General features: G+C 72.9%; 23 protein-coding genes and 1 tRNA gene. 10 read left to right on the top strand and 14 right to left on the bottom strand.

Annotated features, from left to right (window positions below):
• Positions 1-155: 155 nt before the first annotated feature.
• On the top strand, positions 156-944 hold the full coding sequence (locus NOCJ54_RS30450; protein WP_157514753.1) for a hypothetical protein: 789 nt from the start codon (positions 156-158) through the stop codon (positions 942-944).
• Positions 945-967: 23 nt separating this feature from the next.
• On the opposite strand, the gene NOCJ54_RS0101045 is transcribed toward NOCJ54_RS30450, so the two are convergent.
• On the bottom strand, positions 968-2,167 hold the full coding sequence (locus NOCJ54_RS0101045) for an acyl-CoA dehydrogenase family protein (protein WP_036516331.1): 1,200 nt from the start codon (positions 2,165-2,167) through the stop codon (positions 968-970).
• Positions 2,168-2,463: 296 nt separating this feature from the next.
• Between NOCJ54_RS0101045 and NOCJ54_RS0101040 the strand changes: the two genes are divergently transcribed.
• The 4 genes from NOCJ54_RS0101040 (at position 2,464) to NOCJ54_RS0101025 (ending at position 6,840) form a co-directional block, all read left to right on the top strand.
• Positions 2,464-4,248: an acetyl/propionyl/methylcrotonyl-CoA carboxylase subunit alpha gene (locus NOCJ54_RS0101040; RefSeq protein WP_028653966.1), complete on the top strand. Its 1,785-nt coding sequence runs from the start codon at positions 2,464-2,466 to the stop codon at positions 4,246-4,248.
• A gap of 131 nt (positions 4,249-4,379) precedes the next feature.
• Positions 4,380-4,865, top strand: coding sequence for a PH domain-containing protein (locus tag NOCJ54_RS0101035; RefSeq protein ID WP_028653965.1), 486 nt, complete (start codon positions 4,380-4,382; stop codon positions 4,863-4,865).
• Entirely contained in the window at positions 4,862-6,415 is a 1,554-nt protein-coding gene (locus tag NOCJ54_RS23235; RefSeq protein WP_157514752.1) for a PH domain-containing protein, read from the top strand. The genes NOCJ54_RS0101035 and NOCJ54_RS23235 overlap by 4 nt, the downstream gene beginning before the upstream one ends.
• Positions 6,412-6,840: a type II toxin-antitoxin system PemK/MazF family toxin gene (locus NOCJ54_RS0101025; protein ID WP_028653964.1), complete on the top strand. Its 429-nt coding sequence runs from the start codon at positions 6,412-6,414 to the stop codon at positions 6,838-6,840. The genes NOCJ54_RS23235 and NOCJ54_RS0101025 overlap by 4 nt, the downstream gene beginning before the upstream one ends.
• A 27-nt stretch (positions 6,841-6,867) precedes the next feature.
• Here the strand turns inward: NOCJ54_RS0101025 and NOCJ54_RS0101020 are convergent, their stop codons facing one another.
• Positions 6,868-7,773, bottom strand: coding sequence for an AurF N-oxygenase family protein (locus NOCJ54_RS0101020; RefSeq protein WP_051485339.1), 906 nt, complete (start codon positions 7,771-7,773; stop codon positions 6,868-6,870).
• A gap of 38 nt (positions 7,774-7,811) precedes the next feature.
• Between NOCJ54_RS0101020 and NOCJ54_RS0101015 the strand changes: the two genes are divergently transcribed.
• Both NOCJ54_RS0101015 and NOCJ54_RS0101010 read left to right on the top strand, forming a co-directional pair.
• Positions 7,812-8,516, top strand: a complete 705-nt coding sequence (locus tag NOCJ54_RS0101015) for a TetR/AcrR family transcriptional regulator (protein ID WP_028653962.1) — start codon at positions 7,812-7,814, stop codon at positions 8,514-8,516.
• The gene (locus NOCJ54_RS0101010; protein ID WP_028653961.1) at positions 8,513-8,797 is read left to right on the top strand and encodes a DUF4873 domain-containing protein; all 285 of its coding nucleotides are present in this window, start codon (positions 8,513-8,515) and stop codon (positions 8,795-8,797) included. The genes NOCJ54_RS0101015 and NOCJ54_RS0101010 overlap by 4 nt, the downstream gene beginning before the upstream one ends.
• Positions 8,798-9,122: 325 nt before the next feature.
• Here NOCJ54_RS0101010 and NOCJ54_RS0101005 read toward each other — a convergent pair whose 3' ends face one another.
• The gene (locus NOCJ54_RS0101005; protein WP_028653960.1) at positions 9,123-9,653 is read right to left on the bottom strand and encodes a helix-turn-helix domain-containing protein; all 531 of its coding nucleotides are present in this window, start codon (positions 9,651-9,653) and stop codon (positions 9,123-9,125) included.
• A 77-nt stretch (positions 9,654-9,730) separates the two neighbouring features.
• On the opposite strand from NOCJ54_RS0101005, the gene NOCJ54_RS23230 reads away from it, so the two are divergent.
• Positions 9,731-10,948, top strand: coding sequence for a benzoate/H(+) symporter BenE family transporter (locus NOCJ54_RS23230; protein ID WP_084254842.1), 1,218 nt, complete (start codon positions 9,731-9,733; stop codon positions 10,946-10,948).
• Here NOCJ54_RS23230 and NOCJ54_RS0100995 read toward each other — a convergent pair.
• A complete protein-coding gene (locus tag NOCJ54_RS0100995) occupies positions 10,888-12,075 on the bottom strand; it encodes a calcium-binding protein (protein ID WP_028653959.1) in 1,188 nt (395 codons plus the stop codon). The genes NOCJ54_RS23230 and NOCJ54_RS0100995 overlap by 61 nt on opposite strands.
• A gap of 30 nt (positions 12,076-12,105) precedes the next feature.
• Positions 12,106-13,257, bottom strand: coding sequence for a SpoIID/LytB domain-containing protein (locus NOCJ54_RS23225; protein WP_051485337.1), 1,152 nt, complete (start codon positions 13,255-13,257; stop codon positions 12,106-12,108).
• Between the two features lie 59 nt (positions 13,258-13,316).
• Here NOCJ54_RS23225 and valS point away from each other — a divergent pair, with 59 nt between their 5' ends.
• On the top strand, positions 13,317-15,935 hold the full coding sequence (gene valS, locus NOCJ54_RS0100985) for a valine--tRNA ligase (RefSeq protein WP_028653958.1): 2,619 nt from the start codon (positions 13,317-13,319) through the stop codon (positions 15,933-15,935).
• A gap of 10 nt (positions 15,936-15,945) precedes the next feature.
• Positions 15,946-16,164, top strand: coding sequence for an amphi-Trp domain-containing protein (locus NOCJ54_RS0100980; RefSeq protein ID WP_028653957.1), 219 nt, complete (start codon positions 15,946-15,948; stop codon positions 16,162-16,164).
• Between the two features lie 678 nt (positions 16,165-16,842).
• On the opposite strand, the gene clpX is transcribed toward NOCJ54_RS0100980, so the two are convergent.
• From clpX to NOCJ54_RS0100935, 9 genes are all read right to left on the bottom strand, one after another.
• The gene (gene clpX, locus NOCJ54_RS0100975) at positions 16,843-18,123 is read right to left on the bottom strand and encodes an ATP-dependent Clp protease ATP-binding subunit ClpX (protein ID WP_028653956.1); all 1,281 of its coding nucleotides are present in this window, start codon (positions 18,121-18,123) and stop codon (positions 16,843-16,845) included.
• A 137-nt stretch (positions 18,124-18,260) separates the two neighbouring features.
• Complete coding sequence (locus NOCJ54_RS0100970) at positions 18,261-18,866, bottom strand: ATP-dependent Clp protease proteolytic subunit (RefSeq protein ID WP_028653955.1); 606 nt, start codon at positions 18,864-18,866, stop codon at positions 18,261-18,263.
• A gap of 15 nt (positions 18,867-18,881) precedes the next feature.
• Entirely contained in the window at positions 18,882-19,487 is a 606-nt protein-coding gene (locus NOCJ54_RS0100965) for an ATP-dependent Clp protease proteolytic subunit (protein WP_051485336.1), read from the bottom strand.
• A 131-nt stretch (positions 19,488-19,618) separates the two neighbouring features.
• Positions 19,619-20,101 carry an SRPBCC family protein gene (locus NOCJ54_RS0100960; protein WP_145723753.1) on the bottom strand — a complete coding sequence of 161 codons (483 nt, stop codon included), beginning with the start codon at positions 20,099-20,101 and terminating at the stop codon, positions 19,619-19,621.
• 89 nt (positions 20,102-20,190) lie between these two features.
• On the bottom strand, positions 20,191-20,541 hold the full coding sequence (locus NOCJ54_RS29275; protein WP_028653952.1) for a hypothetical protein: 351 nt from the start codon (positions 20,539-20,541) through the stop codon (positions 20,191-20,193).
• Between the two features lie 55 nt (positions 20,542-20,596).
• Positions 20,597-21,775 (bottom strand): PGAP1-like alpha/beta domain-containing protein, encoded by a 1,179-nt coding sequence (locus NOCJ54_RS23220; RefSeq protein WP_036516328.1) that lies wholly within the window; start codon positions 21,773-21,775, stop codon positions 20,597-20,599.
• Between the two features lie 63 nt (positions 21,776-21,838).
• Positions 21,839-23,242, bottom strand: coding sequence for a trigger factor (tig, locus tag NOCJ54_RS0100945; protein WP_028653951.1), 1,404 nt, complete (start codon positions 23,240-23,242; stop codon positions 21,839-21,841).
• A gap of 124 nt (positions 23,243-23,366) precedes the next feature.
• Positions 23,367-24,116 (bottom strand): Ig-like domain-containing protein, encoded by a 750-nt coding sequence (locus NOCJ54_RS0100940; protein WP_028653950.1) that lies wholly within the window; start codon positions 24,114-24,116, stop codon positions 23,367-23,369.
• A 163-nt stretch (positions 24,117-24,279) separates the two neighbouring features.
• Positions 24,280-24,355, bottom strand: a tRNA-Pro gene (locus tag NOCJ54_RS0100935).
• Positions 24,356-24,360 lie beyond the last annotated feature (5 nt).

Genomic DNA, 24,360 nt, shown 5'->3' with positions numbered 1-24,360 from the left:
GGCCCCGGTGCTGCTCGCCGCCACCTCGACCTGGACCGACGTCGGCGACCACCCCTGCGCGACGGCCGACGAGCTCTTCCTCCCCGTCGGCGCCCCCGCCCGACCCGGCCGACGCGGGCCGGGCGGTGGAGGTGCGGGTCTTCGAGGAGCCGGCGGTGTCCGAGCACAACCTCGGCCTGCTCCCCGCTCCGGCGGCGCCGGAATGGGAGCCGCTCGAGCCGGGCCGGGCGCGTCCCGTCGCCGCGGGCACCACGCCGACCAACGCCCCCGTCGTCACCGACGGCAGCCACCGGCTGGTCCTGCGGCCCGGCCGCACCGCCGTGCTCGCCGTGCCGCTGGGCTGGGACCAGTCGCTGCAGGCCCAGCTCGACGCCCGGCTCCCGGCGGGTGCGCCCGACCCCGGCGGCATCAACGTCGAGGTCGTCACGCCGTTGCTCGGCACCAGCGCGGTGCCCCTCGCGGAGGGGTCGGCCGACCGGCCGGCCGACTGGCGGACGCCGGGCGTCCGCGGTGGCCGGCTCCGCACCGGCGCGCAGTCCCAGGTCGTGGCCTACGCGCACCGCGACTCCTACGACAGCACCCTCACCAGCGCCTCGCTCGCGGGCGTCCACCACGTGCTGGTCCGGTGGGCCGCGGGCGATGCCGCAGGTGCGCAGCTGCGCGGCGTGCGGGTGGCCGCGACGCTCACGCTGCGCACCACCGGCGAGCCTGGCGGCGGCGTCCCCGCCTACACCCCGTCCACCCTGCCCGCCCCCGAGGCTGGCTCGCGCCTGGTCGACGGCACGCTGCCGGAGCCGGCGCCGCAGGGGCCGGACGCGCGACCGCCCGCCGCAGCGGACGACGACTCCGTCGTACCGCTGGGCGGGCGGGGGCTGGCCGTCGCGGCGCTCGCAACCGGGCTGGCCGTCGTGGGCCTGCTCTGGCTGCGGCGCCGCCGTGGCTGAGACTGGTGCGGGGCTGGTGCGGGTTACTCGACCGGCAGGCCGAGGCCGCGGGCGATGAGCATCCGCTGCACCTCGGAGGTGCCCTCGCCGATCTCGAGGATCTTGGCGTCGCGGTAGAAGCGGGCGACGGGGTACTCCTCCATGAAGCCGTAGCCGCCGAAGACCTGCGTGGCGATCCGGGTCGCGGTGACCGCGGACTCGCTGGTGTAGAGCTTGGCGACCGACGCGGCCTGCTTGAACTCCTTCATCGACGGGCCGCGGCCACCGAGCATCGCGTCCTTCATCGCCGCGGCGCGGTAGGTCAGCATCCGCGAGGCGTGCAGCATGACCTCGAGGTCGGCGACCTGGAAGGCCACACCCTGCTTGCGCCCGATCGGGCCGCCCATCGTCTGGCGGTCCAGGGAGTACTCCACGCACACGTCGACGCAGGCCTGGATGAGGCCGACGGCCAGCGCCGCGATGGCGACGCGGCCGTCGTCGAGGGTGGCCAGGAACTGGGCGTAGCCGCGACCACGCTCGCCGAGCAGGTTGCCCTCGGGCACCCGGCAGTCGGTGAACGTCAGCGGGTGGGTGTCGGAGATGTGCCAGCCGAGCTTGTCGTAGGCCGGCTCGGCGACGAAGCCCGGCGTGCCGGCCGGGACCATGATCGCGGAGATCTCCGGGCGGCCGTTCTCGGCGACACCGGTGCGCGCGGTCACGGTGACCACGGAGGTGATGTCGGAGCCGGAGTTGGTGATGAACTGCTTGCCGCCGTTGACGATCCACTCGCCGTTCTCGAGCTCGGCGCGGGTCTTGGTGGCACCCGCGTCGGAGCCGGCGCCCGGCTCGGTGAGGCCGAAGCCGGCGAGGCGCTGGCCGGAGACGAGGTCGGGCAGCCACTGCTGCTTCTGCTCGTCCGAGCCGTAGGTGAGGATCGGGTTGATGCCCAGGCCGACGCCGGCCTCGAGGGTGATCCCCATCGACTGGTCGACGCGGCCGAGCTCCTCGATGGCCAGGCACAGCGAGGTGAACGGGCCGTCGGCCGGGTCGATCCCGGCGCCGCCGTACTCCTCGGGCGCGGTGAGCCCGAACAGCCCGAGGTCGCCCATCTTCTGGACGACGTCGGTCGGGAAGTGGTGGGCCTTGTCCCACCCGGCGACGTGGGGCTTGATGGTGGCCTCGGCGAAGTCCCGGACGGTGCGCCGGAACTCCTCGTGCTCGCGCGACAGCTCGAACTGGGTCATGCGGGCCATCCTACGGCCCGAGGTTAACGTTTGTTAACCCCCGAAGGTGGGGCGGTACGACGGCAGGCCGGGACCACCCGGGGCGTGGCCTTCGCCACACTCCCGCGGGCCCCTGGCTGCGCGCGACGCGGGGATCGACCGCGGGCGGCCCCGACGGCGGGTCCGGTGCTGTTCTCTGGACGGACCGCGACCGGCCGCGGACGACCCTGCCCCTAGACTGCCCGGGCAGTTCGCACAACAGTTGTTACGCCAGTCGTGACGTCAGTCGTCACGCCCCCCGAGCAGGAGATTTCAGCGTGCCTGAGACCAAGCCGTTGCAGAAGGTCCTCGTCGCCAACCGTGGCGAGATCGCCGTACGGGTCATCCGTGCCGCGAAGGACGCCGGCATCGGCAGCGTCGCCGTGTACGCCGAGCCCGACGCCAACGCCCTGTTCGTGCGGCTGGCCGACGAGGCCTACTCCCTCGAGGGCTCGACCCCGGCCGACTCCTACCTCGTGATCGACAAGATCATCGACGTCGCCAAGCGCTCCGGCGCCGACTCGGTGCACCCGGGCTACGGCTTCCTCGCCGAGAACGCCCAGTTCGCCCAGGCCGTCATCGACGCCGGGCTGACCTGGATCGGCCCCTCCCCCGAGGCGATCGACGGCCTCGGCGACAAGGCCAAGGCCAAGCAGATCGCGCTCGCCGCCGGCGCCCCGCTCGCCCCGGGCCTCAAGGACCCGGTCAAGGACGCCGACGAGGTCGTCGCGTTCGCCGAGGAGCACGGCCTGCCGGTCGCCATCAAGGCGGTCTTCGGCGGCGGCGGTCGCGGCCTCAAGGTCGCCCGCACCCTCGAGGAGATCCCCGAGCTCTACGAGTCCGCCGTGCGCGAGGCGGTCGCCGCCTTCGGTCGCGGCGAGTGCCTCGTCGAGAAGTTCCTCGACAAGCCGCGCCACGTCGAGACCCAGTGCCTGGCCGACAAGTACGGCAACGTCGTGGTCGTCTCCACCCGCGACTGCTCGCTGCAGCGTCGCCACCAGAAGCTGGTCGAGGAGGCCCCCGCGCCCTTCCTGACCGACGAGCAGAACCAGCGCCTCTACGAGTCCTCGAAGGCGATCCTGCGCGAGGCGGGCTACGTCGGCGCCGGCACCTGCGAGTTCCTCGTGGCCGCCGACGGCACCATCTCCTTCCTCGAGGTCAACACCCGCCTCCAGGTCGAGCACTGCGTCTCCGAGGAGGTCACCGGCATCGACCTGGTGCGCGAGATGTTCCGCATCGCGGCCGGCGAGGAGCTCGGGTACGACGACCCGGAAGTCCGCGGCCACTCCATCGAGTTCCGCATCAACGCCGAGGACGGCGGCAACAACTTCATGCCCACCCCGGGCACGCTCACCGCGTGGAACCCGCCGCAGGGCCCCGGCATCCGCGTCGACGGCGGCTACGAGAACGGCGAGACCATCCCGGGCGCGTTCGACTCGCTCATCGCCAAGCTCATCGTCACCGGCAAGGACCGCACGCAGGCCATCGAGCGCTCGCGCCGCGCCCTCTCGGAGTTCGAGGTCGACGGCATGCCGACCGCGATCACCTTCCACGAGGTCATCGTCAACGACCCCGCCTGGGTGGCGTCGTCCAACCCGACCGGCGAGGGCTCCTTCGACGTCTACACCACGTGGATCGAGACTGACTTCGACAACACCATCGAGCCCTACCAGGGCAACGTCGGTGAGGCCGAGGAGGCCGGCGAGAAGCAGAAGGTCGTCGTCGAGGTCGGCGGCAAGCGCATCGAGGTCGCCCTCCCGGCCGGCCTCGCGGGCCTCGGCGGCGGTGCCGTGGCCGGCGCCAAGAAGCCGAAGCGCGCCGGTGGCAAGAAGGCCGGCGCCGCCGCGTCCGGTGACTCCGTCACCTCGCCGATGCAGGGCACCATCGTCAAGGTCGCCGTCGAGGAGGGCCAGGAGGTCGCCGAGGGCGACGTCGTCGTGGTCATCGAGGCGATGAAGATGGAGCAGCCGCTCAAGGCCCACAAAGCCGGCACGATCACCGGCCTCTCGGCCGAGGTCGGCGCCACCGTCGGCAACGGTGAGGTCGTCGCCGAGATCAAGTGACGGCTGCAGGAATCCCCGGCTGAGCGGGGATTCCCGCGCTTGATGACGTTTGCAACGGCCACCAAGCGCAAGAAGACGTCGACAACCCCCACCGGCCCTGGCCGGTGGGGGTTGTTCCGTAGGGTGGCGCCGTGAGCCAGCTGCGTGATCCCGCCCACCGGGTGAGTCCCCGGGCCCGCACCCTGTGGCAGCTCGAGGCGGCCGCCGAGGCCACCTTCACGATCGCGGTCGGCGTCGTCGCCGCCCTGTTCTGGCTGCCCGGCGGCGCGCTGCGCTGGGCCCTGGTGGGCCTGCTCGTCCTCGTGTGCGCCGGCCTGGCCACGATCGTGCCGCTGTGGCGCTACCAGGTCCACCGCTGGGAGGTGTCCCCGACCGCGGTCTACACGCAACGCGGCTGGTGGGCCCGCGAGCGGCGGATCGCGCCGATGTCGCGGGTGCAGACCGTCGACTTCGCGCAGGGCCCGCTGGCGCGGCTGTTCGGGCTCGCCACGGTCACGGTGACCACCGCCTCGGCCGCCGGGCCATTGCAGATCGACGGCCTCGACCAGGCCGTCGCCCTCTCCCTCGTCGACGAGCTCACCCGCAAGGCCGACCTCGTGGAGGGCGACGCGACGTGAGCACGGACCCGACCGGGACTCCCCCGCCCGGCTCGCCTCCACCGCCCCCACCACCGCCGCCGCAGGACTGGGCCCCGGCACCGGACGCGCCGGCCGGACCGGACGAGCCGGCGTGGCAGCGCCTCGACCCGCGGATGCTGCTGGTGCACCCGATCACCGAGCTGGTGAAGTTCCTGCCCGTCCTCATCGGCCTGCTGGTCGCCGGCGGGGCGTCCGGCACCGGCCCGTGGGCGCTGCTCGGCGTCGGCTTCCCGGTCGGCTTCGGCGTGCTGCGCTACCTGACCACGACCTACCGCGTGACACCGGCGCGCGTCGAGCTGCGCCGTGGCCTGCTGCACCGCCACACCCTGTCCACCCCGGTCGACCGGGTGCGCACCGTCGACCTCACCGCGTCCCCGATCCACCGGGTGCTCGGCCTCGCCACGACGGTCATCGGCACGGGCAGCGTCGCCACCGGCGAGGACGACCGGCTGCTGCTCGACGCCCTGCCCCGCGAGCAGGCCGCCGCCCTGCGCGGCCGGCTGCTCTCCGTGGCCACCGGCGAGCCCGGGCCCGACGGCGCAGCAGGTACGACGGACGTCGTACCCGAGCGGGTCGTGGCGCGCTTCTCCCCGCGGTGGCTCTGGTACGCGCCGTTCAGCAGTGCGGTGCTGGTGGCGACCGGTGCCGTGCTCGGCACGGCCGCGCCCCTGCTCGAGTCGGTCGAGCTCCGGATCGACGAGGAGGACCTCGACTTCTTCTCCCCGGCCCTCGGTGCCGCCCTGGCCGCCGGCGCGCTCGTCCTCGTCGCGGCGCTCGCGGTGGCCGGGTACCTCGTGCTCAACGGGGGCTTCACGCTGACCCGCCAGGAGTCCACCTGGCACGTGGCCCGCGGGCTGCTCACCCACCGCGAGACCAGCATCGACGTCGTCCGCCTCGCCGGCGTCAGCATCGCCGAACCCGCGGCGCTCCGCCTGGCCCGCGGGCGCCGGCTCACCGCCATCGTCACCGGGCTCACCGGCAGCCAGCAGGCCTCGACCGTGCTCCTCCCGCCGGCACCGCGCGACACCGTCGTCGCGGCAGCGGCGTCCGTGCTCGGCGCGCCCGAGCCGGCGTCCGGCCTGTTGCGCAGCCACGGCCGCGCCGCGACCACCCGCCGGTTCACCCGCGCCCTGATCGGCTCGCTGCCCCTCGTGGCCGCCGTCGTGGTCGCCGTCGCCGCCGGCGCCCCGGCCGGGCTGCTCGTGCTGGCCGCGCTCGTCGTGCTGGTCGCGCTGGCGCTCGCCGCGGACCGGGCCCGCTCCCTGGGGCACGCGCACCTCGCGGGGCACGTCGTCGCCCGTTCCGGCTCGCTGCTGCGCCGCCGCGCCGCGCTGGCCGACGAGCACGTGATCGGGTGGAACCTGCGCGCCACCTGGTTCCAGCGCCGTGCCGGGCTGGTCACGGTCGCCGCCACGACGGCCGGCGGCGACGGCCAGGTCCGCGCCCTCGACGTCCCCGAGGACGACGCGCTCGCCCTCGCCCAGGCCGCCACCCCCGGCCTGCTCGACGAGTTCCTGGAGGAACGATGACCGAACCGACCAGCACCGGACCGACCAGCACCCCCGACGGCACCTACGCGCCCGAGCGTGACGGCGAGCCGGACCCGGGCGAGGTCGTGTGGGCGTGGGTGCCCTACGAGGACGACCCGAGCCAGGGCAAGGACCGGCCGGTGCTGGTGATCGGCACGGAGACGGCCGCCGACGGGCAGGAGATGGTGCGCTGCCTGGTGATGACCAGCAAGGACCACGACCGCGACGCCGCGCAGGAGGCGTCCGTCGGCCGGTACTGGATGGACGTCGGCAGCGGCGCCTGGGACCCGCGCGGGCGGCCCAGCGAGGTCCGGCTGAACCGGCTGCTGGTCATCCCCGCCGCGACGGTGCGGTGCGAGGGCGCCGCGCTCGCGCCGGAGGTCTACGCCGCGGTGATCGAGGCGCGACGCCCGTTCGTGTCCTGACCCGGCCGATCACCGGCCGGCAAGCGGTCACCGGAGCAGGAAGGACGCCCGCCAGGTCTTGCGGTCGCGCGGGCTGACCATGCCGGCCTCCTCGAGGACCGGCACGACCTTCTCCCCCATCCACGCGATCGTCTCGCGGTAGGCCTCGTTGCCCAGCGCCTGGCGCCGCGCCTCGGCCGGGTCGAGGCCCACGGCGGCGTACACCTCGGGGTGGACCAGCGAGCGCATGGTCACGAACGCGACCTGCGCCGTCAGCGCCTGGTGCCAGCGCAGCTGCGTGCGGCCCATTCCGCGCACCGCGGCGGCGAGCTCGTCGCGGGCGAAGGCGACGTGCCGCGCCTCCTCGGTGACGTGGATCCGGGCGATCATCCGGGCCAGCGGCTGGACCCGCTCGTCGCGCATCAGGTCGCGCTGCCAGCGGTCGACCGGCTCCTCGCCGATGAGGATGCCGGCGTACGCGCTCGGGCCGCGCAGGGCGACCTGGCCCAGGCGCGCCAGCTGCTTCGGGACCCGGCGCGGCCCGTACGCCGGCACGCCCATCGCCTCGATGGCGCGGCCGAACATCACCGTGTGCCGGGTCTCGTCGCCGACCTCGGTGAGCATGAACTGGGTGCGCGCCGAGCGCGGGTCGGCGTCGTAGGTGTCGCGCAGCAGGACCTGCATGAGCACGAGCTCGAACCAGATGCCGACGCTGACCATGCTCGCGACCTCGTGCAGGGACAGCTCGCGCTGCTGCTCCTCGCTCAGCCGGCGCCACAGCGGGGTGCCGTGGAGCGACATCCGCTCCGGCTGCATCCACCACAGGCCCGGAACGGGCGGCGCGCCCCAGTCGAGGTCGACGTCGGGGTCGTAGGACTGGCGAGCGCTCGAGCGCAGCAGCCGGGCGGCGAGCGCCTCGGCACCGTCGGTCGGGGCGGGGTCGGTCAGCGTCATCGGGCGGCCCTCCGCAGATAGATGTTACTCCCGGTAACGTGTATCGTCGTTCGCATGCCCCCCCCCACGTCAAGAGCGACGGACGCACCACCCGCTGGGACGAGCACCGCGCCGGCCGCCGTGCCGACTTCGTGCAGGCCGCGATCCGCGCGATCGACCGGCTCGGCCCGGACGCGTCGGTCGCCGACATCGCCGCCGAGGCCGGCGTCTCCAAGCCGGTCCTCTACCGCTACTTCACTGACAAGTCCGAGCTGCACGCCGCGGTCGGCGCCTGGGGCACCGACCTCGTGCTGGAGCGGGTCATGGCGTCGGTGCTGGTGCCCGCCCCCGCCCGCGACCGGGTCACGGCGGGTGTCCAGGCCTACCTCGACACCATCGCCGAGCACCCGCAGGCGTTCCTGCTGCTCACCCGCCAGCACGCGGGCGGCGACCCGCTCGCGCCGGGCAAGGACCAGATCGCCGCGAAGCTCACCCGCCTGCTCGGCGACGCGCTGCGGGTGCTCGGCGGCGACGCCGGCGCGGCCGAGCCGTGGGCGCACGCGATCGTCGGCCTGGGCAGCTCGGTGGGCCAGTGGTGGCTCGAGCGGCGCACGATGTCGCGGGCCGCTGCGGCGTCGTACCTCGGCGAGTTCATCTGGCACGCCCTCTCCGGCGCGGCCGCCGAGCACGGCGTCGACCTCTCCGCCCTCGACCCGGGCGGGGACGACAACGTCCGCCCGCTGCGCCGCGAGGCCGAGCAGTGACCCTCGTCCACGAGCCCCGCGAGGCCTACGACGGCCCCGCGACCGTCGACCTCGACGGCGCCGCCCACGACGTCACCGTCACCCTGCGCGGCTCCTTCCAGCCCCTCGACGGCCGCTTCCACTGGTACGGCCGCCTCACCCCCGGCACCCCCGTCGACGACGCCCGCAGCGGCACCGAGGTCGTCCTGCGCACCCCGCACGGCCACGCCACCGCCCGCCTCTCCGACAAGGACATCTGGGGCCGCTACCGCCTCACCGGCACCGGCACCCCACCCTTCTGACCCACCGCTCCCCCACCACGACGCACGCCCCTCCGCCCCGCGAGGTGTGACACTTCGCCCCGGGAAGTGTGACGGTTCGCGCCGCGAAGTGCGTGTTCTGGCTGCGCGAGGTGCGCCTTGTGGTGGCGCGAAGTGTCGGTCGTGGCGGTCCGAGGTGTCGGTCGTGGCGGTACGACGCCGCGCGCCGACGTCGCGGGCGCCGCCATCCCTCACACCTCGCGCCGCCATTCCTCACACCTCGCGGCACCATCCCTCACACCTCGCGGCACCATTCCTCACACCTCGCGGCGCCACAACACGCACCTCGTCGTGGCGAGGGGGCGGGTCAGGCGGGGGTGACGATGACGTTGACGGCCTCGACGCCGGAGTCGGGGGCGGCGCGGTAAGCGTGGGGGCGGTCGGCGGGGAAGCGGACGTGGTCGCCGGACCCGAACGGGAGGCGGCGGTCGTCGTACTCCACCTCGCCGGTCCCGGAGAGCACGACGAGCTGCTCCTCCACGCCGCTCACGTGGGCGGGCGAGCGGCGCTCGGCGCCGGGGGCCAGGCGCAGCAGGTAGACCTCGGTGGTGCGGCCGGGCTCGCGGACCACGCGGACGCGCGTCGCGACGATGCCCTCCCCCGACACGACCGCGCCGTCGTGGTCGTCGAGCAGCGCGGCGAGGGGGACGCCGAGCGGGCGGGCCACCGCGTAGAGCGTGTCGAGCGTGGGGTTGCGCCGCCCCGTCTCCAGCTCCGAGAGCGAGCCCTTGCCGATGCCGGCCTCCGCGGCGAGGCCGGACAGGGACAGGCCGCGCGCCTCGCGCAGCGCCCGGATCCGGGCGCCCACGCCCGCCCCGGGTGAATCCGCTCGCGCCATCGCCGCCGCCCTCGTAGAGTGTTCCGTATACAGAACGCCGCGCGGGTGACCGCCGGCAGGGCGGACGAGGAGGCGGCGTGTCCGAGGAGACTACCCACGGGCCGGTGCTGGCCGGCGTGGTCACGGCGGTCGTGGGCTTCAGCAGCTCCTTCGTGGTCGTCCTCGCCGGGCTGACCGCGGTCGGCGCCTCCCCCGACCAGGCCGCGTCCGGCCTGCTCACGCTGCTGGTCACCCAGGCCGCCGGGATGCTGTGGCTCTCGGTGCGCCACCGCACCCCGGTCGTGCTGGCCTGGTCGACGCCGGGCGCCGCCCTGCTCGCGTCCGCCACGGGCGTCACCGGCGGCTGGCCGGCGGCGGTCGGGGCGTTCGTCGCCACCGGTGTGCTCATCGTGCTCACCGCGCTGGTGCCACGGCTCGGCGACCTGGTCGCGGCGATCCCGCCGAGCCTGGCCCGGGCGATGCTGGCGGGCGTCCTGCTCCCCCTGTGCATCGCGCCGGTCACCGCCCTCGTCGACGCCCCGGAGGCGGTCGCGCCGGTCGTCCTGACCTGGCTGGTGCTGCTGCGCCTCGCACCGCGGTGGGCGGTGCCCGCGTCCCTGGCCGTCGCGCTCGGGATCGTGCTGGCGACAGCCCACGTCGACGCCGCTGCCCTCGCCCCGACGCTGGCCTGGACGACGCCGCACTGGTCGGTGCCGGCCCTGGTCGGCGTCGCCGTCCCGCTGTACGTCGTCACGATGGCCTCGCAGAACGTGCCCGGTGTGGCCGTCATGGGGACCTTCGGCTACCGCGTGCCGTGGCGGGAGACGCTGGCGGTCACCGGCATCGGCACGGTGGTGGGCGCGCCGACCGGTGGCCACGCGATCAACCTCGCGGCGATCAGCGCCGCCCTCGCGGCCGGTCCGGCGGCCGGACCCGACCGCAGCCGCCGCTGGGTCGCCGCGGTCAGCGCGTCGGTGACCTACCTCGTCCTGGCGGTCGCCAGCAGCGCCCTGGCCGCGATGGTCGCGGCCGCGGAGGACGGGTTGATGCAGGCCGCGGCTGGCCTGGCCCTGCTCGGCACGCTGGGTGGGGCGCTCGCGGAGGCGCTGGCCGACCCGCTCGAGAGGGAGGCCGCCGCCGCGACGCTCGTGGTGGCCGCGTCCGGGGTCACCGTGCTGGGCATCGGCGCCGCGTTCTGGGCGCTGGTCGTCGGCCTGGGCTGCCGGGCAGTGCTGCGTCGACCGGACACGGAGGCTCAGACCTCGCAGCCGCGCCGGACCTCGGCCGAGCAGATGTCGGCGCCGCCACCGCCGTAGGCGACATCGCGGCCCCGGCCGCCCTCGAGGATGTCGGTGCCGCCCAGACCGAGGAGGCGGTCGGCGCCGGGACCGCCGGAGAGGTACTCGTTGCGCCCCGAACCCGCCAGCACGTCGCGGTGCGCGGAGCCGAGGGCGATGCTGACCGACCGCAGCGCCGCGACGCCGCGCTTGCCCCAGCGGGCCTTCCCGCGCGCGAGGTCGACGCTCACGCCGCGGGCGAAGCCCTGGAAGCTGATCGCGTCGTCACCGGCGCCACCGTCGACGGTGGGCCGGGCGTGGACGGACCGCACGACGAAGGTGTCGTCGCCACCGACACCCCACGCGACCGACCGGCCGTCCCGGAGCCGGATCTCGTCGTCGTCCGCGCCGCCGTGGCCGCGGGCACCACGCGAGAGCTGGAGCACGTCGCGCCCGGGACCACCCCGGGCGGTCCCCCGCTGCACGATCAGCAGGTCGTCGCCGGCGCCACCGGTCGTCGTGCCGCCTCCGGCGACGAGGACGTCGTCACCGCCGTTGCCGATGATCGTGTCCGCGCCCGCGACGCCGACGAAGCGGTCGCGCCCGGGTCCGCCGACCATCGTGTCGGCGTCCGCCGTGCCCTGCACGGTCTCCACGCGGGTGTAGGTGTCGTGGCCGTCTCCGTCGACCGTCCCGGCCGCCCCGTCGACGGTGACCGGGTGCAGCGAGGTCAGGTAGGTCAGCAGGTCGTCGCCGGCCCCACCGTCGATGACGTCGTCCCCGGCGCCACCGTTCAGGGCGTCGGCGCCGCCGCCACCGAGCAGGCGGTCGTTGCCGGGCCCGCCGGGGATCCGGTCGGCGCCGCCCTGGCCGTCGAGCAGGTCGTTGCCGTAGCCGCCGGACAGCGTGTCGCGACCGCCGCCGCCGCACACCACGTCGTCGCCCGCGCCGCCACGGAAGACGTCGTCACCCGGGCCGAGCCAGACGACGTCGGCGAGCGGCGTGCCGTCGAGGTCGTCGTCGCCGTCGGTGCCGACGATGGTCGCGGTGAGGCCGTGGCAGGTCGGCGGGAGCGCCGATGCCGGCGCGGCGATGCCGACGACGCCGGAGAGGGCGAGCGGGAGCCCGGCCAGCAGGACCGGTACGACGAGGGGCGAGGTACGCACACCCCTACCTGTCGCGAGCGGCCCCGGTCGTTACACGAACCGGAACAGGGTGGAGAACAGCCCCATCCGCGAGCGGAAGTCGGAGCCGTCGACCGTCAGCGTCTTCTTCGTGCCGGTGATCCGCACGCTCAGCGCGCGCCCGCCGTAGCGGCCGTTGCCGTCGCGCTCGGTGACCGCGAGACCCGTGACCGTGCCGACCGCGGGCCAGGCCCGCTGCACCTCGGCAGCGGTGACCGTGTCGGTCCACGGGCGCAGCGGGTCGTAGGTGTCCTGCTTCGCCTTCAGGTAGGCCTGCGTCCCGGCCACCGTCCAGCCGCCGTTGCTGGAGCTGAACTGGGTGAATGCCGGCTTCCCGCCGTAGGTGCGGACCTCGCCGGCGGTCGCGGCGACCGCAGCGGTCGTCGACGCCACCTCGGCCCCGACCCCGCCGTACACCTGCGACTGGGTGGTGTCGTAGACGTCGAAGTGGCCGCGGCCGCCGGCGTCCCGCTCGAAGGCGGCGTAGGTGCGGGCCGCGACAGCCTGCGCCCGCAGGGCCGCGCGGTGCCAGGTCGGGTAGACCTCGAGCGGCACGACGCCCTTGAGGTAGTTGTCCATGCTCAGCACGTTCACGACGACGCGCTTGCCGTCGACAGCCGCCGAGCGCAACCGGCCGCGGTAGACCTTCGCCCCCGAGCCGAGGTAGAGCCTCATCGAGGTCGCCATGAACTCGGCCTCACCGGGGATGCGGCGCACCACGGTCCAGCCGGTGTCCTTGCCGCGCACCGACACCACGGTCGTGGAGTTGTCGGCCGAGCCGGAGAGCCGCCAGCGCCAGGCGTCCTTCTGCTCCAGCGGGTACGACGTCCCGGTGCGTGTCGAGCGCACGGTCAGCCCCTTGCGGTGGTCGATCACCAGGCCCGGCCGGGTGGCGGCGGTGAGCAGCACCCGGACGGCGCCCTTGGCGGTGCCGACCGACGTGCCCGGGTAGTAGAAGGCGAGGATCTGCCGGTAGGTCAGGCCCTTCGACGCGGCCCCTTCGGCACCCCACTGGGACATGCCGCGGCCGTGCCCGTTGCCGTAGCCCTCGAGCGACCAGGAGGTCGGTGCAGCGGCGGCTGGAGAGCTCGTCGCGACCGGTACCACCGCCAGCGGGAGGACGGTCGCGAGGGCGGCCAGGAGGGCGCGGGCGGGCAGGCGCATCGTCCGACGATAACCCGTGGTTCAAGGGTCTCCGCAGTCGCAAACTAGGATTCATGTCCATGACCGACCTCGAGAGCCAGCAGACCCCGGACCCGACCAGCACGGACACCCGCGCTGTCGTCGTACCGGACAAGCCGGCCCTGGAGGGGCTGGAGAAGAAGTGGGCCGAGCGGTGGAAGGCCGAGGACACCTACGGCTTCGACCGCACGCAGCCGCGGGAGAACGTCTACGCCATCGACACCCCGCCGCCGACCGTCAGCGGCAGCCTGCACGTCGGCCACGTCTTCTCCTACACGCACACCGACCTGATCGCCCGCTTCCAGCGGATGCAGGGCAAGTCCGTCTTCTACCCGATGGGCTGGGACGACAACGGCCTGCCGACCGAGCGCCGCGTCCAGAACTACTTCGGCGTCCGTTGCGACCCGTCGCTGCCGTACGACCCGGACTTCACGCCCCCCGAGAAGCCGGACCCGAAGCGCCAGGTCCCGATCAGCCGGCCGAACTTCATCGAGCTCTGCGAGAAGCTGGTCGAGGAGGACGAGAAGGTCTTCGAGGCGCTGTGGCGCACGCTCGGCCTCAGCGTCGACTGGAAGATCACCTACACGACGATCGGCGAGCACGCCCAGACCGTCAGCCAGCGCGCGTTCCTGCGCAACCTGTCGCGCGGCGAGGCCTACCTGCAGGAGGCCCCCACGCTGTGGGACGTCACCTTCCAGACGGCCGTCGCCCAGGCCGAGCTCGAGGCGCGTGACTACCCCGGCGCCTACCACCGCGTCGCCTACCACAAGGCCGACGGCACGCCGGTCCACGTCGAGACCACCCGTCCGGAGCTGATCGCCAGCGCCGTCGCCCTGATCGCGCACCCCGACGACGAGCGGTACGCCGACCTGTTCGGCCAGAGCGTCACCTCGCCCGTCTTCGGCGTCGAGATCCCGGTCCTGGCCCACCCGGCCGCGGAGATGGACAAGGGCGCGGGCATCGCCATGTGCTGCACCTTCGGCGACCTCACCGACGTCCAGTGGTGGCGCGAGCTGCAGCTGCCGGTCCGCACGGTCATCGGCCGCGACGGCCGGTTCTCCCGCGAGACGCCGGAGTGGCTGTCCTCGGAGCAGGCCGCGGCGGCGTACGAGGACCTCAAGGGCAAGACCGTCCACTCCGCCCGCGAGGCGATGGTCGCCAAGCTCAAGGAGTCCGGTGACCTCGACGGCGACCCGAAGCCGACCCAGCGGATGGCGAACTTCTACGAGAAGGGCGACAAGCCTCTCGAGATCGTCTCCACCCGTCAGTGGTACGTCCGCAACGGTGGCCGCGACGCCGACGTCCGCGACCAGATGCTCGCCCGCGGCGCGGAGATCCAGTGGCTGCCGCCGCACATGAAGCACCGCTACGACAACTGGGTCGGCGGCCTCAACGGCGACTGGCTGATCTCGCGCCAGCGCTTCTTCGGCATCCCGTTCCCGGTCTGGTACCCCCTCGACGAGGAGGGCGAGCCCGACTACGGCCGCCTGCTGCTCCCGACCGAGGCCGAGCTGCCGGTCGACCCGTCGACCCAGGCCCCGACCGGCTACACCGAGGACCAGCGCGGCAAGCCGGGCGGCTTCATCGGCGACCCCGACGTGATGGACACCTGGGCGACCTCCTCGCTCACCCCGCAGATCGCGGGCGGCTGGGAGTCCGACCCCGACCTGTGGTCGCGGGTCTTCCCGATGGACCTGGCCACCCAGGCCCACGACATCATCCGGACCTGGCTGTTCAGCCGCGTCGTCCGCGCCCACTTCGAGAACGGCGTCGCGCCGTGGTCGCACGCGATGATCTCCGGCTTCATCGTCGACCCGGACCGCAAGAAGATGTCGAAGTCGAAGGGCAACGTCGTCGTCCCCGACGAGATCCTCGACAAGTACGGCGCCGACGCGGTCCGCTGGCGCGCCGCCATCGCGCGGCCGGGCCTCGACTCGCCGTTCGACGAGAAGCAGATGAAGGTCGGCCGCCGGCTGGCGATGAAGGTCCTCAACGCGTCGAAGTTCGTCCTCGGCAGCGTCGGTGCGACCGAGTTCAGCCCGGCCCGGGTCAGCCAGCCCGTCGACACCGCCCTGCTCGGCCGGCTCGCCACCGTGGTCAACAAGGCGACGGAGGCCTTCGAGGCCTACGACTACACGACCGCCCTCGAGGTCACCGAGAAGTTCTTCTGGGAGTTCTGCGACGACTACCTCGAGCTGGTCAAGGAGCGTGCGTACGCCGACCAGGGTGACGCGTCCGACTCCGCCCGGGCCACGCTCGCCGGTGCGCTGCAGGTCCAGCTGCGCCTGCTCGCGCCCTTCCTGCCCTACGTGACCGAGGAGGTCTGGTCGTGGTGGCAGGAGGGCTCGGTCCACCGCGCCGCCTGGCCGACGGTCGCCGAGCTCGGCTCCGCCGCCGCCTCCGACGGCAGCGCGATCGACGCGGTCGCCACCGCGCTGGCCGGCATCCGTGGCGCCAAGTCGCAGGCCAAGGTCAACATGAAGACCCCGCTCGCGCGGGTCGAGGTCACCGGCCCCGAGCAGGCCGTCCGCAACGCCGAGGCCGCCTCCGCGGACCTCGTCGCTGCCGGCAAGATCGTCGGCGACCTGGTCTTCACCGTCGACGAGCAGGCCACCGAGCTGAGCGTGACCGCCGAGATCGCCGAGGAGCCCGCTGAGTAGGGTCTCGCCCATGAGTGAGCTGTTCGAGATCGACGACACCCGTACCCTGCGCCGCGAGGAGGCTGCCGCCCGCCTGCGCGCGCTGGCCGACATGCTCGCCCGGAACAACTCCGTCGAGTTCGTCCGCGGCGGCAAGCAGGTCACCGTCCGCATCCCCGACGAGGTCGAGCTGAAGGTCGAGCTCGAGATCGGCGAGGACAACGAGCTGGAGATCGAGCTCACCTGGTGACCCCCGCCCCCGGGCCGGCACCACCCTCCTGACCGCGTCGCCCCTATCCGTTCCGGAGGGGGTGGCTCGCGCCCACGCAGTGCACTCGGCGTACGCCGTCAGGGAGCACTCAGGCAAGCCACGAGACACCGCTCTGGCTTGCCGCCAAGCCACGGCTGGACCTACGCGAGCCACCTGCGGCACGCTCGCGCCCCCTGACTCAGGCTTGCCGCCAGGCGGCGGCGCGGCCTACGCAAGCCAACCGCGGCGCTCGCGCCATCAGACGCGGATCAGGCGACACGCTCGCGCAGTCAGACGCCGGTCAGGCGACACGCTCGCGCGAACCGACGCAGGCTTGCCGCCAGGCCAAGGCTGGACCTACGCAAGCCAACNGCGGCGCGGCAGCGTGGCGCCCGCGCCGAAGGCGCGTCGACACCTGCCCGCGGGCCGAGCGCAGCGAGTGCCCGTGCGGCTGGTGTCGACAGGCGACACGCTCGCGCAGTCAGACGCCGGTCAGGCGACACGCTCGCGCGAACCGACGCAGGCTTGCCGCCAGGCCAAGGCTGGACCTACGCAAGCCAACNGCGGCGCGGCAGCGTGGCGCCCGCGCCGAAGGCGCGTCGACACCTGCCCGCGGGCCGAGCGCAGCGAGTGCCCGTGCGGCTGGTGTCGACAGGCGACACGCTCGCGCAATTCAACTCAGGCCGACTTCTTCTTCGGCTTCGTCTCGCGCAGCACGAGGGTCGGCGCGACGTCGTCGTCGACGACCTCGCGGGTGACGACGACCTTCTCCACGTCGCCGCGGCTCGGGACGTCGTACATCACGTGGAGGAGGACCTCCTCGATGATGGCGCGCAGTCCGCGGGCGCCGGTGCCGCGCTCGAGGGCCTTGTCGGCGATGGCGGCGATGGCGTCGTCGGTGAACTCGAGCTCGACGCCGTCGAGGTCGAACAGCTTCTTGTACTGCTTGACCAGGGCGTTGCGGGGCTCGGTGAGGATCTGGACGAGGGCCTGCTGGTCCAGCGGGCTGACGCTCGCGATGAGCGGCAGGCGGCCGATGAACTCGGGGATCAGGCCGAACTTGGTGAGGTCCTCCGGGCGGACCTGGGCGAGCAGGTCCTCGGCGGCGCGCTCGGCCTCGCCGCGCGGCTCGGCGGTGAAGCCGAGGGACTTCTTGCCGACGCGCTGCTCGATGATGTGCTCGAGGCCGGCGAAGGCGCCGCCCACCACGAACAGGATGTTCGTGGTGTCGATCTGGATGAACTCCTGGTGCGGGTGCTTGCGGCCGCCCTGCGGCGGGACCGAGGCGGTGGTGCCCTCGATGATCTTCAGCAGCGCCTGCTGGACGCCCTCACCGGAGACGTCGCGGGTGATCGACGGGTTCTCGGCCTTGCGGGCGACCTTGTCGATCTCGTCGATGTAGATGATGCCGGTCTCGGCCTTCTTGACGTCGTAGTCAGCGGCCTGGATCAGCTTGAGGAGGATGTTCTCGACGTCCTCGCCCACGTAACCGGCCTCGGTGAGGGCGGTGGCGTCCGCGATGGCGAAGGGGACGTTGAGCATCCGGGCCAGGGTCTGGGCGAGGTAGGTCTTGCCACAGCCGGTCGGCCCGATCACGAGGATGTTGGACTTGGCGACCTCGACCGCCTCGTCCTTGCTGTGCTTGCCGGAGACCGGCTGCACGCCGGCCTGGACCCGCTTGTAGTGGTTGTAGACCGCGACCGCGAGGGACTTCTTGGCCTGCTCCTGCCCGATGACGTACGAGTTCAGGAACTCGAAGATCTCCTTGGGCTTGGGGAGCTCTGCGAGGTCGACGTCGGAGCCCTCGGCGAGCTCCTCCTCGATGATCTCGTTGCAGAGGTCGATGCACTCGTCGCAGATGTAGACACCCGGACCAGCGATGAGCTTCTTGACCTGCTTCTGGCTCTTTCCGCAGAACGAGCACTTCAACAGGTCGCCACCGTCACCGATGCGTGCCACGGGTCCTCCTCACATGTGAACTCCCCGACGGTACCCCCTGTGGCGCCGCAAGTGCAGCGTGACACGGGGGGTACCGGTACCGGTTCGGGGAGCTCATCGAATGGTCCGTCGTCTTCTATCGGCAGGTCTGGTCCGGATCAGACCAGTGCGGGGGTCTTGAGCGACTCGAGGATCGAGTCGATCAGGCCGTACTCGACGGCACCCTGGGCGGTCAGGATCTTGTCGCGCTCGATGTCCTTGCTGACCTCGTCGATCGGCTTGCCGGAGTGGTCGCTGATCATCTTCTCCAGCATCTCGCGCATGCGGAGGATCTCGTTGGCCTGGATCTCGATGTCGGAGGTCTGGCCGAAGGTGCCCTCGGTGTAGGGCTGGTGGATCAGGATCCGGCTGTTCGGCAGCGCGAGGCGCTTGCCCCGCGCACCGGCGGCGAGCAGGATCGCGGCGGCCGAGGCGGCCTGGCCGATGCACACGGTCTGCACGTCCGGCTTGATGAACTGGATCGTGTCGTAGATCGCGGTCAGCGCGGTGAACGAGCCACCGGGGCTGTTGATGTAGATGCTGATGTCCTGGTCGGGGTTCATCGACTGCAGGCACAGCAGCTGCGCGATGACGGCGTTCGCGACGTCGTCGGAGATCGGCGTGCCGAGGTAGATGATGCGGTCCTCGAACAGCTTGGCGTAGGGGTCGATGCGACGGAAGCCGTACGACGTGCGCTCTTCCCACTGCGGGATGTAGTAGTTCATGCCCGGTCCTTCCCGTCAGTCCTTCTTGTGGGCCGGCCGGCCCTCGTCGGAGGCTTCCTTCGCGCTCTTGATGACCTGGTCGACCAGGCCGTACTCCAGCGCCTCCTGGGCGGTGAACCAGCGGTCGCGGTCAGCGTCCTCGGTGACCTGCTCGACGCTCTGGCCGGTGTGCTCGGCGATGAGCTCGAGCAGCACCTTCTTGATGTGCAGCGACTGCTGGGCCTGGATCTTGATGTCCGAGGCCGAGCCGCCCATGCCGGACGACGGCTGGTGCATCATGATCCGCGCGTGCGGGAGCGCGTAGCGCTTGCCCTTTGCGCCGGCGCACAGCAGGAACTGGCCCATCGAGGCGGCCAGGCCCATGCCGACCGTGGCGACGTCGTTGGGGATGTAATTCATGGTGTCGTAGATCGCCATGCCGGCGTCCACGGAGCCACCGGGGCTGTTGATGTGGAGGAAGATGTCCGCCTCCGGGTCCTCCGCGGACAGCAGCAGGAGCTGGGCGCAGATCGCGTTGGCGTTCTGGTCGCGGACCTCGGACCCGAGGAACACGATCCGCTCACGCAGCAGCCGGCTGTAGATGTTGTCGTCGAGGAAGTTCATCCCCGCGGCACCGTTCATCTCATGGCCACCGTGGCCACCGGGAAGATTCTGAGTCACGTCAGTGACACTAGCCGCCCGCACCGGCAGATCCACGCGTTGGACGCCGCTGTTCGCCGACGGCGGAAACGCCCCGGGCCGGTGTTGTCGGATCAGGTGCCCTCGGCGGCGGCCTTGAGGCCGGCGACGGTGGTGGCCATGCCCTGCTCGAGCTCGTCGGCGTGCGCCTCGGTGCCGCCGAGCAGCAGCGGGGCGACGATGCGACTGCCGAGGCTGAGGTGGCGGGGCACCGGTCGGCGGTGCACGACGTGGGTGCGGCTCGGGTCGCCCGCGACCGGCTCGATCTCCCAGACCCACTGGGCGCCGCTCGACGGCGTGTCCCAGACCAGGCGGCGGGCGGGGACGACGTCGGCGACCACGGAGCGGGTCGGCCAGACGACGGCCTTGCGGCGGTTGATGCCGAGGTACCACTGCCCCACCCGGAGGCCGCCGGGCTTGAGCGGCACCATCCGGACCGTCTCGGGGCTCCAGCGGGCCATCTGCGCGAAGTCGGTGAGCAGTGCCCACACGTGGTCGGCAGGAGCGTCGATGTCGGCCTCGGCGCGGAGCTCGCGGGCCGCGTTCGGTGTCGCCATGCCCTCATCCTGCAGCACGACGCCGACCGGCGGCAGGGGCGTCCGGGTGGCGACGTACCCGGTCTGCACCGGTGGTCGGGAGCAGCCGGTCAGTAGGCGAGGGAGCCGGTGCCGAGCAGGAACAGCAGCGGTGCGCTCACCACGACGGCCGCGAGGATCGCGAGGACCAGGCCGGCGACGTGCCGGGCGAACACCCAGCCGAGCACCGCGAGGAGCAGGCCCACGAGGCCGGGGACGCCGATGAAGAGGGCGATGAGGAAGCCGATCCCGACCAGGGGGTCGTCGTTGGTCACCGACGCCGCCTCGGTCTCCATCCAGCACCAGGCGCCGAAGGCCGTCTCCAGCAGGGCGATCACGAGCGCCACGCCGGCGGTCACCAGGGCGCCGGTGCGGGTCGGGCTGGCGGAGCGGGCAGGGGCGGCGGTCGCAGGCACGGTCATGGGTCCAGCCTCGCGGCGCGGTGACCCCGGTGCCTGAGTACGACGGCTCAACCGGTCACACGGGTTCGGCCAGCCAGCGGACCAGCGCGGTGTGCACGTCGGGGTGGTTGAGCAGCCCGAAGTGGTCGGTGCGGCCGAGGTGGAGCACCTCGGCGCCCGGGAAGAGCTCGGTGCCGCGCCGGTCGCGCCCGGTCGCCGAGCGCGGCGTGACGAGCAGGTCGCCGATCGTGCTCGCGACGGGGTGGCGCGGCGAGCGGGTGAGCGTGGCGGTGACGAGGCGGTAGCGGGCGTGCGGCAGCGGCGGGACGTCCTGCGCGAGGCCCTCGACGAGGTCGCGGATGCCGGGCGCCTGGCGGTCGATGATCCGTCCGAAGGCGGCGACCTCGGGCAGGCGGGCCATGCCCCGGCTGGCGTGGTCGGCACTGACGGCGAACCACGAGCCGAGGTGCGGGGTGCCGAGGGTGACGACGTCGCTGACCAGCCGGGTCCACGCAGCCGGGGCGTCGCCGTCCGCGACGACGGCGGAGGACGCGCGCATGACCAGGCCGCCCAGGGAGTGCCCGACGAGCGCGACCTGCTCGACCTCGACCGGCCAGGCGTCCACGAGCCGCTGGAGCAGGGAGGCGAGGACGACGCCGTTCTCGCGCAGGGCGAGGCCGGTGTTGGCGCGCAGGTAGACCGGCGTCCAGCCCCGGCCGGCCAGCGTCTCGCCGTACGTCGCGCCGACCCGGTCGCGGTGCCGGCGCCAGTAGTCCTCGGTCTCGCACAGGCCGTGCAGGAAGACCACGAGGCGGCCAGTGGCGGCCGGGAACGCCGCAGCCACGCCGTCGGGGGTGAGGACGACGTCGCGGCCGTCGCGGCGCACGCCCATCTCGATCGCGAGCCGCGGCCGGTCGCGGCGCAGCTCCTCGCCGATCAGGCCGTTGACGGCCGAGCTGACGAAGCGCCCCCGCGGGCCGTCCTCGAGGCCGGGCCCCACGCCGGCCTCGGCGAGCCGGGCGAGGCCGGCGCTGGCGCCGCGCAGCGAGAGCCCCAGGGCGCCGTACACGGTCGCGGCGATGCCGCGGTGCACCACCTCGGCGGGCCTGCCCACCGGGCCGAGGCCGAGCCCCACGAGGCCGTGGACGCGTCGCGAGACGGCGGTGTGGGTGTCGCGCGCGGTCGCGAGGACCAGGTCGTCGAGGACGGCGGTGGCCAGCGCCGCAGCGTCGACGAGGGTCGGTTCGGGCCTCATGGAAAATTGAGACTACCCCGTTGAGTGCACAGTTGTGCACCCAACGGGGTAGTCCGGCGAGGCTCAGGCCTCGGTGGTCTCCTCGGCAGCAGCCTCGGGCGCCTCGTCGGCGGCCTCGTCGACCTCATCCTGGGGCTCACCGATGCTGCCGTCGGCCTGGAGGTTCTTCAGCTCCACGACGTTGCCGGAGCCGTCCTTGACCTCAGCGCCCTCGACGAGCAGCTGGAGGGCCTTGCCGCGACGGATCTCCTGGATCAGGTCCGGCACGTGGTTGTGCTCGAACATGTGGTTGACGAACTCCTGCGGGTCCTGACCGGACTGCTGGGCGCGGCGGATCATGTGCTGGGTCAGCTCACCCTGGTCGACGCCCATCTCCTCCTTGTCGGCGATCTCGTCGAGGAGGAACTGGGCAGCGACGGCGTCACGGACGCGGCGCTCGAGGTCGGCCTCGAACTCCTCCTGCGTCTGCTTCTCGTCCTCGAGGTACTTCTCGAGGGTCAGGCCGGAGAACTGCAGCTGCTGCTCGAGGCTGGCGCGGCGGGCGTTGAGCTCCTCGGTCACCATCGTCTCGGGCAGCGGGACCTCGACCTTCTCCAGCAGCGCCTCGAGGACGGCGTCACGGGCGGCGGCGGCCTGCTCGAGGCGCTTGCCGCGGACCAGCCGCTCGCGCACGTCGGCGCGCAGCTCGTCGAGGGTGTCGAACTCGGACGCCTCCTGGGCGAAGTCGTCGTCCAGCTCGGGGAGCTCCTGCTCCTGGACCTGGGTGACCTTGACGGAGACCTCGACGTCCTGGCCGACGAGGTCGCCGCTGACGAGCTGGGTCGTGAAGACCTTCTCCTCGTCCACGGACATGCCGACCAGCGCCTCGTCGAGGCCGTCGACCATGCCGCCCTTGCCGACCTGGTAGGAGAAGCCGGAGATCTCCGCACCCTCGACGACCTCGCCGTCGTGGCGGGCGACCAGGTCGATGACGACGAAGTCACCGTCCTGGACCGGGCGCTCGACGTCGATCAGGGTGCCGAAGCGCTGGCGGAGGGCGTCGACCTGCTCGGCGACGTCCTCGTCGCTGACCTCGACGTCGTCGACGGAGGCCGTCAGGCCCTCGTACGACGGCAGGTCGATCTCGGGCTTGACGTCGACCTCGGCGGTGAACTCGAGGCCCTCGTTGTCCTCGAACTTCGTGACCTCGATCTCCGGCTGGGCCAGCGGGGTCAGGTTGTTCTCCTGGAGCGCCTCGACGTACGCCTTGGGCAGCACGTCGTTGACGGCCTCGTCGAGCACGAGGCCGCGGCCGACCTGGCGGTCGATCACCTGCGGCGGGACCTTGCCACGGCGGAAGCCGGGGACGTTGATCTGCTTCGCGATCTTCTGGTACGCCGCGTCGAGGCTCGGCTTGAGCTCCTCGAAGGGCACCTCGACGGTCAGCTTGGCCCGGGTCGGGCTCAAGGTCTCGACGGCGCTCTTCACAGGTGTTCTCCTACTGTCAGTGGGTGGTGCGATGGGCGCAGGCAGGACTCACCGCGCCGGGACTGGCCCACACTACCGCCGGGCCCGGGGGCCCACCGAACTGACGACGACAGGCGAACGGGCCTCAGCCGGCCCCGGGACCGATGACGGGCACCTTCGCGGAGGTGAACTCGTAGCCGCCGAGGCGCGGGTGGCTCACCCACGCTCCCCCGGTGAGCAGCGAGAGCACGGCTGCGAGCGTGGCCTTGCCGCCGCAGGTGGCGTAGCCGCGCGCGTCGGTCACGGCGTCGCACACGACCGAGCCGCCGTTCATCGAGAACAGGTCGGGCTGGCCGCCGAGGATCTTGAAGGTGACCGGCTCCCCCGCGACCGGTCGGCCGTCGTCGGCCCGGCGCACCCAGGCGGCCAGGGTGAGGGTGAGCGGGCTGCCGACGCCGCTGGTCCTCAGGACGGTGGGCTCCGCGTCGAGCCGGACGGCCGCCCGGGGGACGTAGGTGAACTCGGCGGCCTCGCTGTCGCCGAACCCGTCGCCGGTGAAGGCCGCCCGGTAGCGGGCGAGGGCGATGTAGTCGGCCGGCACGGTGGCGGACGCGGTGCCCGAGGCGTCGACCGGGACGTCCTCGGCGAGCACCTCGCCGCCGTCGATGCTGAAGGTGACGGTGCCGACGGGCACGCCGGCCTCGCTGGTGACGTGCGCGGTGAGCACGATGTCGACGCCGTAGCTGGTGCCGCCGGAGACCACGAGCGTGGTGGTCGTCGCGGGCTCCCCGGCCGCACCTGCGGGTACGGCGAGCGGCGACCCGGCAGCCAGGCCGGTCAGCAGGAGCGCGGTCAGCGTGGCGAGCCCGGCGCGGAGCAGGTGGCGTGGGTGCACAGGCAGGGTCCTCTCAACGGCCTCCCCGGACCGCACCGTAGCGGCGCGCGCGGCGGCGTGGCCGGGAAACCGCGGATCCGGCGGGTCGGGCCGGTGGGTCCGTTCGTCCGGGTGGTCCGGCGTGACGCGGGCGGCTGCCCCTGCGGGGGCGCGAGGCAGGCGGTGGTCGGGGCGACAGGACTCGAACCTGCGATCTCCTGCTCCCAAAGCAGGCGCGCTAGCCACTACGCTACGCCCCGTCGTG

This window comes from Nocardioides sp. J54 (genome assembly GCF_000519005.1).
GTDB lineage: Bacteria > Actinomycetota > Actinomycetes > Propionibacteriales > Nocardioidaceae > Nocardioides.
This window is presented reverse-complemented; position numbering and strand designations above follow the sequence as displayed.

Coding starts and splice junctions, on each gene's coding strand:
- NOCJ54_RS0100960 (WP_145723753.1), bottom strand. CDS start 20,101: ATGGCGACACCGAACGCGGCCCGCGAGCTCCGCGCCGAGGCCGACATC.
- NOCJ54_RS0101045 (WP_036516331.1), bottom strand. CDS start 2,167: ATGACCCAGTTCGAGCTGTCGCGCGAGCACGAGGAGTTCCGGCGCACC.
- NOCJ54_RS23220 (WP_036516328.1), bottom strand. CDS start 21,775: ATGAGGCCCGAACCGACCCTCGTCGACGCTGCGGCGCTGGCCACCGCC.
- NOCJ54_RS0100965 (WP_051485336.1), bottom strand. CDS start 19,487: ATGAACGGTGCCGCGGGGATGAACTTCCTCGACGACAACATCTACAGC.
- NOCJ54_RS0100980 (WP_028653957.1), top strand. CDS start 15,946: ATGAGTGAGCTGTTCGAGATCGACGACACCCGTACCCTGCGCCGCGAG.
- valS (WP_028653958.1), top strand. CDS start 13,317: ATGACCGACCTCGAGAGCCAGCAGACCCCGGACCCGACCAGCACGGAC.
- NOCJ54_RS0101020 (WP_051485339.1), bottom strand. CDS start 7,773: ATGACGCTGACCGACCCCGCCCCGACCGACGGTGCCGAGGCGCTCGCC.
- NOCJ54_RS29275 (WP_028653952.1), bottom strand. CDS start 20,541: ATGACCGTGCCTGCGACCGCCGCCCCTGCCCGCTCCGCCAGCCCGACC.
- NOCJ54_RS0101005 (WP_028653960.1), bottom strand. CDS start 9,653: ATGGCGCGAGCGGATTCACCCGGGGCGGGCGTGGGCGCCCGGATCCGG.
- NOCJ54_RS0100970 (WP_028653955.1), bottom strand. CDS start 18,866: ATGAACTACTACATCCCGCAGTGGGAAGAGCGCACGTCGTACGGCTTC.
- NOCJ54_RS23225 (WP_051485337.1), bottom strand. CDS start 13,257: ATGCGCCTGCCCGCCCGCGCCCTCCTGGCCGCCCTCGCGACCGTCCTC.
- NOCJ54_RS0101025 (WP_028653964.1), top strand. CDS start 6,412: ATGACCGAACCGACCAGCACCGGACCGACCAGCACCCCCGACGGCACC.